Raw genomic sequence first — 17,495 nt, forward strand, 5'->3', positions numbered from 1 at the left:
TAAATGAGCAATTTTGGACTGAAAACTATAAATTAGCTCTACGGAGAACCCTACGAAAGTAGCAAAACTGCAAATATAGATGTCCAACAGCTATTTTCATAAACTAAAAATGAAAAAAGGGGCTTACCCTAGATTTTCAATTGAAATCTACTAAGGTAAGACCCTTTTTTATTGTTTTAATGCTTAGTTGTTTGCAAGAATTAAAATCTCATAGGCACGGTCAAGTAATTTCTCCGTTGCCGCCAATTCAGGGAAAGCTGCAATCAATCGATCTAGCTCGTCCATTTGCTTTTTCACTACTTCAAGCGATACCCATGGTTGAAGTTCATTGTCGGAAATGAAAAATCCTTCAACATACTTCATCATGTTTTTGACATACTGTGCTAGTTCTTGTGATTGGTCTTCAGCTTTAATTGTTACGTAAATTGTCTTGCTTACTGATTGACCTTCTTTTGAAAACGTTAATGTCAGTCGCTCTGTTAGCGAATGAGATATGCTACTCGTATTTTCGAGATATACGATATTCGTTGCTTCAGTAACTGTTAGATAGTCAGATTGTAACTGCTCTCCAGTCACTTGCAACGTAATTGTGTTGTTCACTTCCACACCGTCACGAAGTCTTATGACAAGATCTGTGATGTCTCCAAGTTGCGTAACAGCTACTGTTGCTGTGTCCTCGTATTTATCTAATTCAAGGTTTAGTTCCGCATGAATTTGAGCTGCTGAAGTCAACACTGTTTCTTCGGTAAACTTTAAAGTTGCAAAATTACTTGCTGGCATTGTACCGGTCTCACTATAACGAACATAGACCGTTTGATCACCATCAAATAATGGCGGGCTAGCCGGATCATACGCTACCCAAGAACCGTTAAGGTGAATTGCATATTCCATCGTTCCGTCAGCGCCAACAATTGTATTATTCTTGTCATCTGCAGTTACCTGTGGAGCTGCAGGTAAAATCGTAATAGAATGTCTATTCTCTAGATACTCAATATCATCACCAATCGTTACCTTCACGAAGTACTTTCCAGGAGGGAATTTCCCATTTGATGGTCTTAGGTGAATATTGATTACTCCGGTTTGATTCATTAATGCTTGACTCACTACTGGAAATTCAAGCGATGTCCCATCTAAATTGATAAGCTCAACTTTTACTTCTTCGCCACTTTGAATTTCTGAAGTCGTTACGGTTACAGATATTAACTCATTATGGCTGTTATAAGCAGTAGTGACGCCTCGTACTGCACGGAATGGCTCAAGAATTTGTACAGGTATTGTGCGAAGTGATAAGTTTCCATTGTTATCAACAGCATAACCAATGTATTCTCCACTCTCCAACCCTGCTGTATTGAGCGTGATCCAATTGTGAGGATTCGTTTGTGAAATACCTTTGCCCTCGTTCACTAAATCCTTAAGATCTTGTTCACTCGTAATATTTACATTTGCTTCACTACGAATGAAGTAAAATACCCCTGCTCTTGTAGTAGATACAGTTATTGAATCACCTTTCATTATTGGCACATTCGTATAAATCGTTGCACGGAATCTATCATGGTGGTTTACGTAAGTAACAATATCCATTAAGTCTTGAACAGTAAGAGATCCTTGTTTCTTAATTGTATCAGTAATGACAACTCGATATTGTTGCTCATGCTCGGACGTTAACCAGACAAAGTGCTCATTTTCTAAAGCATCTTCAATGTCCCTGTATGTGATAATTCCATCATTCTTATTAATTTTTGCTAATGCATTGACCTTTATCTGTTGGTCTACCTCACGCATAATCTCATAAACTTGATGTTCCTGAACAGGTGCAACTTGCGTAATTTGATCACCAATGGCTTTGCGGTACATCTCAAAACGCTCTTCTTTAAAGTAACCAACTAGAGTAATAAGGTTTTGTCTTGTAAATGTATACGGATTATTATTAATGACCATGATACGCTCTTGGTGAATTAATTGATTAACGTGATGTATCAGGTCGATTAATTGTTGCTGTGTCAACGGTCCTTGTTTTTCAATCGCTGCCGCAACCTCTTGGCGATAACGATTTAAATGTTGATCCCAACCAAACCAGCCGATCACTTCATTTAATTGTTCGATTGTAAAACCTGTTGGGTTGTTGTTAATTGGTGCTAGTTTCGCATCAATAATTCCCTTTTCAACTGCAATCACAATCTCGCGAATGTCACTAGCTGTTAACGTTTCACCTGCTTTAACTCGTTTAGATATTTCCGCTTGGTATAAAGCGTGATTACTATGCTTCACTTCGATGTATTCTTGTTGATAGTTCACTAATTCGATTAAGTTTTGAAAACTAATCGTAGCTTGATTACTATTGATTAGGTCTAAAAAGCCTTTAAGAGTACTATCATTTACTCCTCGAACAATTGTTAAGATCGACTCTTTTGTTAGATCCTGACCATTATTTTTTTCACGAATTAACTCAGCACGATATTTATCTAGAATTCCATTGGTATGTTGTAACATATTTTCATAGCCAATTAAATGACCTAGATCGCCGTAGGTAAATCCTTCTAGATTAGTTGCAATTATCGCTAATCTTTCAGCAGTATTGCGATCTTCAATTTCTTTATTAACTTGTAGAATGATCTCTTCTACCTTCTCTTTGGTTAGGACGACACCACCGTTTACTGCCTCATTGAACTTTTGACGATAGTCATTCATGTTTTGCCACAAGATGAATTCCCATGGTCTATCGTAACCTCGGAATAGATTGAACAGAGTCTGCTCTGATACATTTAAAGGCTTCTCATTAATCTCCTTGAGAAAATCACGATCATTTATTTTTGTCACTAGTTCAATGAGTTGATCTAGTGTTTCAAAAGGGATGCCTTGATTTTTCACACGGTCGATCATTGCCTCTATATATGCAGGGAAGTTTTCACTTCTATAAAGCGCCCAACCTACTAACTGACCTAACTGATATGATGTCAGCCTTTCTGGATGTTTATTAATTTCTAGTAATCCGTTTCTGACATTTATTTCTCGAACGATAGCCACAACTTGAGTGACCGTTAAGGTGCCATAATTTTCATTAGAAATAATCGCCGAGTGATATTCATTAAAATACTCACGTTCTACGTTCGTCTCAATGGCTACCAAGAAAAGATCATCTAACGTAAAGCGATCAGTTGAATTGATGTAACGAAGCATCTCAGTTTGATTTACTTGGTTAATTACTTTTTGCACATCATGTTCATTTAACCAACCTTGACCAACCGTTTCACCAAGAGCTTGACGATATTGGCTCATGAGTTCCTGCCTTATATTCTGCGCTGCTCGCTGTAACCATTCAAAGCTGATCGTCGCCGCCTCTTTGTTTACTTTCTCCAAAGCAAGCTTACGAATATTTTGGGACACACTGTTTACTACTGCTTCAATCTCTTGCTTCGTCAAATCAGCACCTTTAGCTAAACGTTTCGCATTGATTTCCTGTTGATAAAAGCTCAATAGGTTATGGTCCGCTGGTACGCTAATCGCAAGATATAAATCACTCATATCAAACGTTAATGGATTTGCATTTATTTTCGCAAGAGCAAGCTTTTGATTTACTGATAAGATAACGTTTTGTACTTCTTGCCTCGTTAAATCCTTATCTTCAACCGCTTCAACTAATGCCTGTCGATAGTGATTTAGATACTCTTGTCTCAGGTTATAAAGACCTGCCATTTGTAGTGTCTGGAATGTAATTGCCGCTGGATTTTCATTAATTCTAGCAAGCATAATTACTTCAAGATTTGCGTTTACTTGCTTTACTAAGTCAGCTAACGTATCAATCGTTAATGGCTTCACAGCATCAATAATCGCCTCTTGATAATAAGAAATTAATTCTGAACGTACAACTGCATCACGGTGATACGTACGATAGGTGTAGTTACCTTCCTGTCTTGTATAAGCAACAGCCTCAACAAGTAAATCATAGTTTACAGTCGTAGGATTCGTGTTAATTTTCTCAAGTGCTACCCCACGGTCAACGTTGCCAACAATCGCTTCAAGCATTGGGCCAGTTATAGGCTTTTGGCTATCTTCTAAGCTAACTGCTTCACGGTATTTTTCTAAATTCGCTCTTTTTGCCAAGCTTACTACTTCACGTAAATCTGCAAAGCTAAAGCCCGAACGATTGGTGTTAATACGTTCAATAGCTAGTACTAAAGTTTGTGTGTTGACTTCGTTGATTACCTCTTGAATTTCTTCAACTGACAATAAGCCTTGTTTTCGTGCTTCAACAATCGCTTGACGATACTCTGGGAAGCGCTCAAATACTAGTTTTGTCAAGCCAATCTCTTGAAGAGCATAATAATCAATTGCTTCTGGACGGTTATTTAATGCATCAAGAGCAGAGATTTTCATCACTTGTTGATAGACTTGCGTTAAGTCCTGTCTAGTTAAATTACGTTGTACCTCTGCCTTTCGTTTTACTAAAGCATCTAAGAACAGCGGGAATGACCAGTCACTGACATAGACGATTGGTTCAAAGTCAGCAGGTGTTACAGCTGGTAGAGAACGATTAATGTGCGCAAGCTTGTCTTTTTCAATTGACTCGTTCGCTCCAATAATAACCTGTTGCAGCTCTGTTGCAGTTAAGATTTTCCCATTTGCAGCTTTACTTACTGCCAGACGGTATTTGTCTAAATTGATGCTCATCATTGGTGTGTATTGATTAAAGTTAACTGCCCAACTTAAATGCTCAATTGTAAACTCTGGATTAGTTGACACTTGTTCTAGAGCATACGCATGGTTTGCATTATAAACAATAGTTGTTACTTCATTACTACTTAGAGGTGCTTTCTTCGCTTCTTTCGCTGCCGCAATTAAATCACGTACAGTCTCAAAATTCTCTTTAAACGTCCAAACTAGATTTTCTAAAAGACTATAAGTTAAGCTCTCAATATTGTTATTAATGACTTCTAGAGTTTCATGATAGTCCTCGTCACTACGATCTAAAACACTCTGAACTAACTCTTTCAAAACTGCTAATGTTAATACTTCATCGCCCGCTAAAAACTCTTCAATCGCTTTACGATACTCTGCCTCAAAAGCTGAACTTACCCATTGGTTTACAGCCGTCTGTAAGTGGTAGAAGGCAAAGCCTGATGGATTGTTGATGATCTCCGCTAAGCTACTGATTGGATCGGCATAAATTGGTCGCTTTGGCATAAAACTTGCTACTTCTATTTCTAATGTTACATAACGCTCATAACCCTGTTGATCAAAGTCACTTGCCTTGGCACCTAAACTGATTGCTTCCTTCACTGCAAGATACGCTGTTAGGTAGACGATCTGTGCTTCAGCTGCGTTTGCTTCAGTAACTGCTCCAAACTCTCTTAGTTCCACTAGCAATTCATTCGCATGAGCTAATGCTTCATCTAATGAAATTCCGAATTCTCCTAGTCTTTCTAGAAGTGCTTCTAGTCGTTCTAAGCCAACAAATTGGCTATCTGTCACTCCTAAGTCACGAGCTTCTTTAAGCAGGTTTTGCACTGCATTTACCTTCATACGTGTTTCTTGAAGGTTAGCTTCAGTTACGTTTGCTGGTATCGGCAGAGTTGCTAAAGCCTCGTTTGCCTTCACTAACGCCTCCGCTTGTTTTATTTCAATCTCTTGGATTTTTGCTATAGCTAATGTTAGATTATTTAAACCAACAAAATCAGTAGCTGCAGCGCCTTTGTGTTTTGCAACACCGATCGCTTCTTGTGCAGCCGCTATTTGTTCCTTTGTCTCCGCTAAATTACCTGGTGTAATTAATGATTGAACCGGTACTAAAGCAAGTTTCTCATTGGCAGTTTGAATCGCTGCTTGTTGATCTTGGGCTAATTCAGTTACACGGTTTTTGAATGATTGATAGCTTCCTAAATTTACGAAGTCAGCGTCGACTGCGCCAGCAGCTTTTGCCGATTCGATCGCTAATTCAACAGCTGCTACTTTTGATTTCGCAGCTTCTAATGAAAAGTACGTAATTTCTGTGATAGCTGGTAAATGCGCAATTGCTTGGTTAGCAATCTGAATTTCTGTTTGCATTAAGACGAAGAACTGAGATGCTTTGTCTTTTGCCGGTTGTAATCGTTCTTTCCCTACAAAATCAGCTGCTACAGCACCTTTCGCTTTGGCTTTGTCAACTAGATCAACTGCTACTTGCATTTTCGGCATTAACTCTCTAAAGTTCTCGACGTTAATGTCTTTCACTTCAGGAATAACCGCAAGTGCCTCGTTTGCTTTAGCAATTGCTTCTGCTTTTTGCTTCGCTAAATCCGCAACTTTTGCTTCTGCTTTTGTTAAACGGTCAATGTTACTAAAGCTAGTGCTTGGCGCACCTATTTGTTTAGCCAGTTCTACAGCGTTTCTTGCTGCCGTTGTTTTTTCAGTTGCATCATCTAACGTTGCAAACGTAATTGCTTCTGTCAGTGGAACGCTATGAATAAGTTCATTTGCTTTTTCAACTGCTTCATCTAAAGTTGTTAATAACAGATCAACTTTTGCTTGCGCTTCAGCAATTTTTGCATAGTTTGAAAAATCAACTAGTGCCGCACCGTGCGCTTTTGCTACTGCTACCTTTTCTTTAGCCTCTGTAATTAATGCTTCTGCGTTACCGACAGTTTCTGAAGTAATTGCTTCTACTGCTGGAATTGCAGCAATTGCCGAATTTGCAGCTGCAATAGCTGTTGCTTTTGCTTCGAGCATTTCTTTCACTTTCGCTTCAAATGCGGTTAGCATAGGTAAGTTTTCAAACGATGAGTCATCTGCTCCGTTTTCTTTTGCCGCTGTTACTAAGCCACGAACCATTTGCGCTCTTTCATTCATCTCAGTTAGGTTCGCATAGGTAATTTGTGTAACTGCTGGCAATGCATTGATCTCGTGGTTTGCTTTTTCGATTGCTTCTGCTCGTAATACTTCAAGTGCTTCCACTTTTTCAGTGATTAAAGCAATACGCTCAAAGCCTGTGATTTCCGCTTCGGTTACACCAAACTGTTTCGCTTCAGCAACTCTTGCAAGAGCTACCTTAAGCTTTGCTCTTACATCTCCTAAGTTGGCAAACGTAATTTCTTCTAATGCAGGTAAACTAGCAACTGCCTCGTTTGCCTTTGCTAATGCTCCTGCCTTTGTTGCCTGTAAGTGATCAATTCGCTCTTGTAGAGCTGTTATTTTCTCTAAACCAACAAAGTCAGCATCAACTGCTGTTTTTGCTTTCGCCGTTTCAATTAGTTCATTAAGTCTAGCTAATTGGGCTTCTACTTGAGCAAGGTTTGCGTATGTTACCTCAGTGACCGCTGGAAGTGCAGCTAACGCTTCATTAACCGCAACAATTGCTTGGCGTTTTCCTTCTTCAAGCTCTGCTACCTTTGCAACTACTTTATGGAATCCTTCAAGTCCAACAAAGTGAGCTTCTGTTGCTCCTTTTGTTTTGGCTGCTTCAATCGCTGCTTTTGCTTCAGTAATTAATTTTTTCACTACTGTAAGGTTCGCATAGGTAACTTCAGCTGGAACTAAAGCAATTATTGTGTTGGCAACTTCAATAGCAGCTGTGCGTTCAGTTACTAATGAAGCAATTTTTTCTTCGATTGCTGTTAAGAGTTGAAGATTCTCAAAGTCTGCATCTTTCGCATTCTTTGCTTTCGCTGTTTCAATTGCTTGTTTTACTACTGCCACTTTTGCTTCAGCATCAGCTATATTTTCCATATTTACGTCAGCTACAGCTGGTAATGCTGCAAGCGCAACGTTGGCTGCTGTAATAGCTTCACGTGTTCCTTGATCTAACTGAGCAATTTTTGTCGTAGCAGCTGTTAGTTTCGTTATATTCGAGATCGCTGTCTCAACTGCCGCTTTGGCTTTTGCAGACTCAACAGCCGCTTTCGCCTCAGTGACTAACGTACGTGTTGCTACGAGGTTGCTATAGGTGATTTCACTAGGAATTCGATCGATACTGGCTATCGCCGCACGAACAGCATCGTCTCTTTCCGCTAGTAATTGTCTTACTTTCGTATCTGCAGCAGCTAGTCGTGCTCCTCCTTCAACGATAACTCCTTTATCAACAGCTTGGGCAATAGCTCTTCTCACATCTACAAGAAGTTGTTGTACTGCCAATACATTGCTAAACGTAATCTCATCTACTACTGGGATTTCAGCTATCTTCGCAGTTGCATGGTCTCTTGCTGTATCTCTTTCAATCACTAGTAATACCAAACGGTTTTTCGCAGCAACTAGTCGACCGTAGTCCCTTACTTCTTCAATGTCTTCTTGAGTAACACCTGCTTCAAGCGCTACTGCAATCGCATTGTCTACCGCCGTTACACGTGTTTGCAGACCAGCTAAGGCAATTGCTTGAACATTACTCGGGTTTGTTGGTAACAAACGAATTGTTCTTTGAACCTCAGAGATCGCTGACATCATTGTTGATAGTGATTCTTCAAGTTCTACTAACTTTTCAAGATAATTAACATCATTAACAATAAAGTCTGCATTTGTAGCACCGTATGACATAGCTGTATTTACATTTTTTCTAGCCGTTAAGACACGTGTAATATCGTCAAAACCAATCGTTGCGCGCTCTGGAAGTTCTTGAATTTCTTCAAGCGCAGCTGCAAGTGTTTGTTGCTTCATTGTGTCAAAAATCGTCTGAACACTTTCATTTGCAGCAGTTACATTCGCATTATTCGTTGTTTCAACTGCTTTAATCTCAGCAACTTTGTCTCCGCCAATCGTTACATTCGCTGCCGTTGATACTTTTGCAATTCCAGTGTTCACGTTTAAAGTCGAAGGTGTTTTCACAGCTACTTCTGTTTCTTGTAAGTTTTCACCCTTTAACGTGACCAAGTTGTTTTGCTCTGATTGAGGGATGTTTACGACGATGTTTTGGATTTGTGTGTTTCCAGTAGAAGATACAGTTGCCGCTCTTTTCACCGTTACTTCTTGCACATCCGCAAAGCTACCAGTAGTACTAACAAGCTTTACTTCACTCGTTGGATTTTTCGTCTCGATTTCAATCGCTTGAGCCGAGAAGCCGGCTTTTGCAGTAATCTTCGTCTCATCTTTGACAACGATTTTTGCGCTGTTAAAGTTACCTGCCAATTCAATATCAGACTCACTAGACGCATTTGTTGGAGCTACTTCAATTTTCGTAATGGCGTTTACCCCGTTTGTGCTTAAACGCACACCGTTATCATCTTTCACAACAATGGCATTTGACTGAACGCCATTAAGATGAATTGTCCCTTTTTTTCCAGAAAGGATTTCAATTTGGTCAGCTTGTACATTTTCTAAGATAACAGAGCTTTCATCACCAGCATCAAGTACTAATTTGCCTTTAATGATTAGGTTTTTAAGCGTAATCGGCTCAGTAATATCACCTTTAATCTCCATGTCACCTTCAATGATTGCTTCACTTCCGGCTGCATCAGCACCGTACGTAGCCCCTTCAGCAGGAGTAATAAAGTAATTAGCTGAGTAAACGACATTATTTTCAAACGGGTTTTCAGTACTGTCCCATTCTACTAGAGATGGTGTTGGCGTTGGCGTTGGTTCCGGAATTGGAGTTGGTGTTGGTGTCGGTGCTGGCATACTTGGTCCTACGCCATTGTCAATAATTTCTTCAATTGTTTTTCCTTCTGTACCTAGTGTAAGCACACGAGAAATAAACACAGCAAAATCTGCTCTATTCACAGCATTCTTTGGTCTAAAGCTGCCATCGCCGTAGCCAATCGTAATACCATTTTGATATAAAATATTGACATTTTCCTTATGCGATTTAGCTACTTTATCTAAATCTTTTAGTTTTACTTCCACACCTGCTTGTGCTTTTAAATTAAAGGCACGCACTAAAATCGTTGCCATTTCCTCACGAGTTAGTGATGTCTTTGGGTGAAAGTTCCCCTGATGGTCACCTAAAAAAACACCTGCTTCTCTAAGAGCAGATACGGAACCAAAATAAGTACTAGTTTTTGGTACATCCTTAAAGTATTGTTCATTTGTAGTTGAAGGCTGGACTTCTAAAGATCTTGCTAGTAATGCAGCGGCATGCTCACGGAGCAATTCCTGCTGTGGACGATATGTCCCATCAGGAAACCCTTTCACAATTCCCTTTGCAACTAATTCACTAATCGCGTCTTTCGCGTAGTGCTTGCTAGACACATCTGTAAAAACAACATCAGCAGAAACTGGTGCTTGTCCAGCTAGACCCGCTACAGCTACTGTTGTAACCGCAGAACTAACCATCAACTTCTTATAAAAATCAATTTTCTTCTTTTTCAAACCTATTCGTCCCCCTCAAGTAGTGCTATTTTCATAGCTAAAATTATGTAATTGAACAGGTGAAAACTACTAGTCTCTTTGTTTGTATACTTACTAGGTAAATAAACATAGTATAATAGTACGTCTCACACTTATTATTTTAAAATAGCCACCAGTAACTGTCAATAAGTATCAGAATGACATATAAATGGTAACTTACCAAGATTATTGGAATTCTGGCGGTTTCTGTACAGTTCCCCAAAAGTATATGGATATAATTTCCATTGTTTTAGACTGTTTATCTGCGGGCTGTTTTCGTAGATGAGATTAGGTGGGTTAGCAAGTACTTACTTTCATTGGTTTCATTAAAAAAGAAAAAAGCAAATCGTACAATCGTACGTTTGCTCTTGGTACAAAATATCCTTAGTTTTTTATATACACTAATAATTGCCGGCACACTTGTTTTTTCCACTTTTTATAGGCAGGTGAAAAGAACTCATGAATAAACCTAGTTTTTTCTTCTTCATTATGAAAGATTACTCTTAGATGAGATACTTGCTGCTCGATCAGTTGAAAATTATTGAGATGTTCTTCCATCTTCTTATCATAGGAGAATAGATATTGCATTGTATGTATTGACTTCTTAAACGGCCCTAATGCCTCAAAAAGGTCCTGTAATATCTTATCTCCCGAGTGATAGTTTTTTTCCTGATAACTCCAATCTACCACAGCAATTCCTTCCTCAACCTTATCTAGTAAGTTAAGATACTCTTGAAAATACTCATAACGAGTTTTTGTTATTAATACCATATGACCACCCGACCCAAGAACAATGATGACTGTTAGTTAGTTTTTCTTTGCGGACAATAATTTAAGAGCTTTCGGATCTTATAATTTGAGTACCTACTACTAACAATTGGTAATTACTATTTTTGTAAGAAAAGTGACTAATTGGTCACAGAACTTTTATTATATCGGGTGGTTTTGCTCAACTATTTAGGACAAAAGTAGGAAAAACTTTATTTTTCATTTAAAAAACCTTATCTCGTGAGATGAGATAAGGTTTTTTTATAAGTGTTAACAAAATGATTTTAGGAGTTTTTACTTCCTTATTTTTTCTTATCAATAAATATACCATCCACAGACATTTGCTCGTATAGATTATCATACGTCACGTTGTTTTTCTTCTTTTGGTTGAACTGATTAATTTTAACCTTTAATTCTAGTGTTTTTGCTTTAAAAAGTTCGTTAACTTTATTATTATCATCTATAATTTTTTGACCTAGCTCTTTTTCAGCAGTAGTTTGAGCACCTGTTACTTTTTGAATTAAATGTTCTCTCACATTTAAAAGCTGTTCAACTGAACCAACGTACTCTTCGTCATCCTCTTTAAGGGGCTTTTTTAAGAGAACTAACAAATCCTGATTAATTCTATCAATCTTGGAAAGAATTTCAAGCATTACACTTGAACCCGGCTACCATGTTGACGTTTTCGATTTATCATAATAACTTCTTTCCATGTATCACGGAATTGAACTACATATTGCTCAGCTTCTTCAAGAGCTTTCATGTCGTTGTTGATATTAGCCTCTATTAATTGGTTCAGAATATAGTCATACATTTTTAACATATTCTTACCAACTTCACCATCTGTTTTTAGAGTAACCATTAACTCACGAATAATATTTTGGGCTTTTGTTATATTTATATTTCTTACTTCAATTTTATTGCAGATTATTGCATCTTTACCAAGCTTAATAAATTTTAGACAACCATTATAGAGCATTAATGTCAGTTCTCCTGGTGTAGCTGTTTCGAATTTATTCTGTTGATATACTTGATTGGCGGTTTGCATCAATTTAAAAACACCCTTTCACGTCTTAAAATCATTGACCCATAAGCTGACTCATAAATGCCATCGCTTGTGAATTCGCTTGATTCATTGCTTTTTCCATTGCAGAAAATTGAGCCCAATAACGATTTTCAATGTCAGTTAAACGTCGTTGAAAACGATCAATCTGTTGGTCAACATTTATTAATTCTCTTCCTAGACTAAATTGCTGATTGGTCCGGAATTGGTTTCCTGCTCTAGTTTCGATTTCCTTAATTGTATTATCAATAGTACTTCTCAGACGCCCGATTAAACCAGTTTGACTATATGCATTAGTTGAACCACTTTCTGCAACACCATTTAGGAGTTGATGAACTGCGTCTGGATCATCAGCTAATGCAGCCCTTAGTTTAGCCTCGTCTATCTCTAACTTTCCACCTTGTTGAAAATTACTTGTGGTTGTGATACCAAGCTGTGCTATTTGATTATATCTTCCGGAGGTTTCAACAGGAGAATATAGATCTAGTCTCAGCCTACTTAATGAGCTTGTTAGTGTTTGATCCCTTGTAAGTAACCCACTTTTTGATTTTTCATCCCACAATTCTGCTTCTTTATCAGATAACTCTCGTCTTTGTTCATCAGTTAAAGGTGGAAATCCTCTATTTACTCTCTCTGATACCTTTGATTGTATTGTTTGAATAACTTCATTATATTTCTCTACAAAACTTTTAATTTTATCGAAGGCATCATCAGTATTGCTGGTGATTGTTAGAGATGTTGTGCCTGTATTCTGTAAATTTAAACTTATCCCCCCTACATTTGTTCTATTTGAGCGGATATTGTCATATTGCTTTGTCCCTAGTACTGGATCAGTAAAAGAAAATATAGCATTTCCTGCACGTTGATTTGGATTCGTTGGTTCAATTTGGTCCTCGCCAGGAAGCGTTAAGCTAATATTGAGTTTATTTAAGAATAATTGGAAGTTTCCTCCATCACCGTTACCAAATTCAATCTCACTACCGTTTGCATTTCTAATTCCGGTCTCCTTACGTTCTAGAACAACCTTGTTAAAGGTACTATCAAAATATACTTGAACTCCAATGTCTGATTTATTTATTTCATTAAACAAATCACTTAACGATTTATCTCCTGTAGTGAATTCTATTGTATTAGCAACACCTTCATCATTATAGGTTGTTATTGTGAAACCCGTGCCGAATTCAGATGTATTAATAGTCTCGTTAACATTAAGGTGAGTTTCAGCCGTGCTTGTATAGCGTTCAGCTTGCGCAATCTTGTTTACATTTACTTCATAAGTACCATTTCTTACAGTTGCATTTGCTGTTGCTGTTAAAACCTTCGAATCTCCAATCGAAGTTTGTCTTGTGTTCAGTGACGAACGCAATCTAAGGCTTGATGCAGAATCATGCAAGTTTTTCAATTGTAAGTTCATTTCACGATAAGCATCCCTTTTCCACTCGATCGTTTGTTTTCTCTGAAAAAAACGATCAAGTGGTAATTTTTCAACTTTCATTAAGTCACGAACAATGGATTCAGTATCAATTCCACTTGCTATACCACCAATTCTCACATTAAAAACCTCCTAAATTTTTTTATCTATAAATAAACCAATTGTTTCTTTCATTGCCGCAAACATGTCTAATAACTTTTTAGGAGGTATTTCTTTAATAATCTCTTTTGTTTGTTCATCAATAATAGAAACGTAATATTCATTTAGTTCTTCATGAAGAGTAAACTTCAAGGAACTATTTGTAGATGTTAAGAACTTGTTAATACTCTCTACCTTTTTATTAAGTTCAATTTCACTTACTTTTGATTCAAAATTTTTGGGGTGTGATAATTCTACCTGCCTAGGTACTTCATTTTTAATAGAAGCTCGAAAGCTTTGACTAGGTATATTGCGCCCTATTTCCATTATTTCAACTCCTAGATATCGTTTTATTTTATATCGGTAAAATTAAGTGAGGTATTAAGTTGTTTATTGTAAATTTACTAACTGAAATAAAATCGGAGCTCTCTATTTGTTACTTGAAAAATAATAAATGGTAATAGCAAATTATCACTATTACCATAAAGATTTCTAAGTATTTTATTTTTCAATACAATGGATGTAACATTGTTTATTGCATAATCAGTTCTTTTAAGCAAAAATATCTTAAACCTTCTCTATGTTTATATTACGTACCGGTATATCTTTTGAAGCTAGGTAATCTTTAACTTCTTTAGGTGTCTGTTGAGTAAAGCTAAAAATACTTGCAGCAGCAACGGCAGAAGCTTTTGCTTCTAGTATTGCTTCATAAAAATGATTAAAATTTCCTGCCCCCCCTGATGCAATAACAGGAATGTTTACTGCCTCAGTAACTAATTTAATTAACTCTATGTCATATCCATTCATATTTCCATCATTTTGTATTGAAGTAATAATAATTTCTCCTGCTCCAATTTCCTCAACATATTTCGCCCATTCATCTACTTTAATACCTGTTTTTATTGTACCTGAATTCCTTACACACTCATAGCTTCCATCTTCCAACTTTAATGCATCAATACCGACAACAACACATTGATTTCCATAAAGACTTGCCACTTCCGTTATTAAACTAGAATTTATATAAGCAAATGAATTAATACATACTTTATCTGCCCCAGCTCTTAATAGTTTGGTTACATGATCTATATGACTAATTCCGCCTCCAACAGTCAAAGGAACAAAACATTCTGAAGATATATCTTTAATGATTTCATAGTCCGGTTCTCTTTTTTCATTACTAGCGGCTATATCAAGCAAAACGAGTTCGTCAACTTCTCTTCTATTGTATATTTTAATTAGAGGAAGTAAAGTTCCTACGACACGCCAGCTATTAAATGATACACCCTTTACTACACTAAAATTATTCATTAGTATAGTTGGTATCACTCTAACTTTAAGCAAAAAATCACTCCTCTATAGACTAACAAAGTTTTTTATTACTTGAAATCCAATACGTTGACTTTTTTCCGGATGAAATTGTACGCCATATATATTCTGATTTTGGACGATAGAAACAAAATCGTTGCAGTAGGGAGTTACTGCAACTTTGTGTTTTTCTTCTATGACATTAAAGTGATAACTGTGAACAAAGTAAAAATCAGACCTATTTGGAACTCCAGCTAGTAAGTTGCTATTATTAATTTTAATAATTTCATTCCATCCCACATGTGGAATTCTTTCCTCTACACGATTCGGTTTAAGTAGGATTGTCTCACCTGGAATTAAACCTAAACCTTCACATTGATGTCCTTCGTATCCCATGTCAGATAAAAGTTGCATACCAAGGCATATTCCTAATAAAGGTATTCGATTAATTACAACTGCTTGATTTATTTCCTCAATCCAACCAAACTTATGAAGGTTTTCCATGCCTTTATAGAAACTCCCAACGCCTGGTAAGATGATATGCGAAGCTATTTTTAAGTCACTAGGGTTATTAGAAATAAATGGATTAGCCCCACACTCTTGTAAAGCTTTAAATACCGAACCTAAGTTTCCCATTCCGTAATCAATAATTACTACATTATTCATTAGTTATCAAACTTCACTTTAGTTAGATTACCGTCTTTATCTTTTACTAGATTGCCATTCCTATCAGTTAAAAACAACTTTTTATTTGTAAAACGATCACATATATTTATAAACTCTTCAATTGTCATATCTAGAGGCTCAAGTATTTCGTTAATAGGTTTGCCAAGATAAGTCCATGGGAACTTTCCATCATGTTTACGTACCAGGGATAATGCATCTTCCCGTGTAAGTCTTCCTCTACGTACATGCAGACATGCAATATCTGTTGCTCTACCAAAGCCAAATTTCAAGTATTTAAAATAATCATGAATTCCAGTCTGGTAATTATCTAAGTTCTCATAATTTACAATAGAACCTTCTACTATCTTATTATAGGTCTCAAAACCATTTGCTTGCGAAATTAAAGCATTTGTATAACCATCCCAAGGCATAAAGTATCCTAGAAATAGTCCCGTTACTCCTACATTACTTAGTTCTTCATCGGTTGGATAATTATAAGGAATTAAATGTTTCTGCTCTATTTCTTCAAGTCCAACTAAATCAGATACACGTAACCCTAATAATCCACCAAATTCCTCTAACCATCTTCTATTTAATACATTGCTTTCACTAGCAGTTGCTGGTCCACCGTATTCATTTTGAGAATTTTCCCCCCAGATAATAAGAGGTATATTAAATTGAACAGCAGCACGAACAGGCATTGTAAAGATACCTACATGCTCTGGCCATGAAATATCTCCAACATGAGTTAAGCCAATTTTGTTTAATTTTGCTCTAACTATAGGGTTTGGCGACATCTCTACAAAGTCAACCCCCAGTTTCTTTATGTTTTCAATATTTCTCTTCCCGATATCACTTAAATCACAAGTTGTAGCATTTACACATAATGGATTCATGCCTAACTCAAGGAGTCTTATAACTTGGTAAGTGCTGTCTTTCCCTCCACTAACAGGTACTATGCAATCCCAATTTGATCCATCCTTTGAGCGATATCGTTCAAGAATATTTAGTAATTCCTGATATCTATCTTCCCAGTTAATCTCTTTTCTACCTTCAAAGCTTCGACAAGCGCTGCATACTCCACTTTCATCGAGCTTTAAATCAGGTTTAGAACTAGGCATTACACAACGTTTACAATATGTTATCATTTTACTCTCCTTAAGATTTAATTTTTGGATAATAGAAACCACGTTATATCATCTTGAGGGAAATTATTATCCTTATGATAAACAAAACCATAATTTACTAAATTTAAATCAGGATACTTATTCATCATTTCTCCAGCAAAATCTCTTTTGAAGAGCTTTTCACTATTACCCCTATAATCAATTTCTACAGGTGAAGGGTTATAATATTCAGCAATACAAATATACTTATTACTCGACTCATACATTAGCTCATATACCAAATTTAGATAATCAGGATTTATATGAATTAACACACCTCTAGTAAAAACAAAATCTCTTTTATAGTCAACTTTATATTCAAGTATGGAATTATGGTATACCTTTGCTCCTCCCCACTTTTTCAATTCCTCAACAGCTTCTGAGTTTATCTCCACTCCTGATAACTCTGCTTCAGGATTTAAATGTTTGAGAGCTTTTAGATTTATACCTATGTTACAGCCAAGTTCAAGAAAAGAACTTACTTTCGAAGTACCATTTAGTATTTTTGTGAACAGTGACATACTACTCGCCAAGACCTTCAAATCTTGGTTACGAAGTATATAGTCATTACCAAACGAGCTTGCCCAGAATAATTCCTGCTCAGTTTTATATTCCACTACATTAACCTCCTAATGTTTCAGCTTAGTTCTTTATATATCAACCTAATTTC

Annotated in this window: 10 protein-coding genes; all 10 read right to left on the bottom strand. The window is 36.8% G+C overall.

Annotated elements, in window-relative coordinates; translation table 11 throughout:
* Positions 1 to 183 precede the first annotated feature (183 nt).
* Positions 184 to 10,266 (bottom strand): DUF4073 domain-containing protein, encoded by a 10,083-nt coding sequence (locus DS745_RS07660; protein ID WP_129077675.1) that lies wholly within the window; start codon positions 10,264 to 10,266, stop codon positions 184 to 186.
* Positions 10,267 to 10,668: 402 nt separating this feature from the next.
* Entirely contained in the window at positions 10,669 to 11,055 is a 387-nt protein-coding gene (locus tag DS745_RS07665) for a DUF8042 domain-containing protein (protein WP_129077676.1), read from the bottom strand.
* 299 nt (positions 11,056 to 11,354) lie between these two features.
* Complete coding sequence (fliT, locus tag DS745_RS07670; protein ID WP_129077677.1) at positions 11,355 to 11,705, bottom strand: flagellar protein FliT; 351 nt, start codon at positions 11,703 to 11,705, stop codon at positions 11,355 to 11,357.
* A complete protein-coding gene (gene fliS, locus DS745_RS07675) occupies positions 11,705 to 12,100 on the bottom strand; it encodes a flagellar export chaperone FliS (RefSeq protein ID WP_129077678.1) in 396 nt (131 codons plus the stop codon). The genes fliT and fliS overlap by 1 nt, the downstream gene beginning before the upstream one ends.
* A gap of 31 nt (positions 12,101 to 12,131) precedes the next feature.
* Positions 12,132 to 13,667: a flagellar filament capping protein FliD gene (gene fliD, locus DS745_RS07680; protein ID WP_129077679.1), complete on the bottom strand. Its 1,536-nt coding sequence runs from the start codon at positions 13,665 to 13,667 to the stop codon at positions 12,132 to 12,134.
* Between the two features lie 12 nt (positions 13,668 to 13,679).
* Positions 13,680 to 14,012, bottom strand: a complete 333-nt coding sequence (gene flaG / locus DS745_RS07685) for a flagellar protein FlaG (protein WP_129077680.1) — start codon at positions 14,010 to 14,012, stop codon at positions 13,680 to 13,682.
* A gap of 240 nt (positions 14,013 to 14,252) precedes the next feature.
* Positions 14,253 to 15,029, bottom strand: a complete 777-nt coding sequence (hisF, locus tag DS745_RS07690) for an imidazole glycerol phosphate synthase subunit HisF (protein WP_129077681.1) — start codon at positions 15,027 to 15,029, stop codon at positions 14,253 to 14,255.
* A 12-nt stretch (positions 15,030 to 15,041) separates the two neighbouring features.
* Positions 15,042 to 15,659: an imidazole glycerol phosphate synthase subunit HisH gene (gene hisH / locus DS745_RS07695; RefSeq protein ID WP_129077682.1), complete on the bottom strand. Its 618-nt coding sequence runs from the start codon at positions 15,657 to 15,659 to the stop codon at positions 15,042 to 15,044.
* Positions 15,659 to 16,807, bottom strand: a complete 1,149-nt coding sequence (locus DS745_RS07700; RefSeq protein WP_129077683.1) for an N-acetyl sugar amidotransferase — start codon at positions 16,805 to 16,807, stop codon at positions 15,659 to 15,661. The genes hisH and DS745_RS07700 overlap by 1 nt, the downstream gene beginning before the upstream one ends.
* A gap of 17 nt (positions 16,808 to 16,824) precedes the next feature.
* Positions 16,825 to 17,442, bottom strand: a complete 618-nt coding sequence (locus DS745_RS07705; protein WP_129077684.1) for a pseudaminic acid biosynthesis-associated methylase — start codon at positions 17,440 to 17,442, stop codon at positions 16,825 to 16,827.
* Between the last annotated feature and the right edge of the window lie 53 nt (positions 17,443 to 17,495).

The sequence above is a fragment of the Anaerobacillus alkaliphilus genome (genome assembly GCF_004116265.1).
Lineage (GTDB): Bacteria > Bacillota > Bacilli > Bacillales > Anaerobacillaceae > Anaerobacillus > Anaerobacillus alkaliphilus.

Coding starts and splice junctions, on each gene's coding strand:
- DS745_RS07700 (WP_129077683.1), bottom strand. CDS start 16,807: ATGATAACATATTGTAAACGTTGTGTAATGCCTAGTTCTAAACCTGAT.
- flaG (WP_129077680.1), bottom strand. CDS start 14,012: ATGGAAATAGGGCGCAATATACCTAGTCAAAGCTTTCGAGCTTCTATT.
- fliS (WP_129077678.1), bottom strand. CDS start 12,100: ATGCAAACCGCCAATCAAGTATATCAACAGAATAAATTCGAAACAGCT.
- hisH (WP_129077682.1), bottom strand. CDS start 15,659: ATGAATAATGTAGTAATTATTGATTACGGAATGGGAAACTTAGGTTCG.
- fliT (WP_129077677.1), bottom strand. CDS start 11,705: ATGCTTGAAATTCTTTCCAAGATTGATAGAATTAATCAGGATTTGTTA.
- DS745_RS07665 (WP_129077676.1), bottom strand. CDS start 11,055: ATGGTATTAATAACAAAAACTCGTTATGAGTATTTTCAAGAGTATCTT.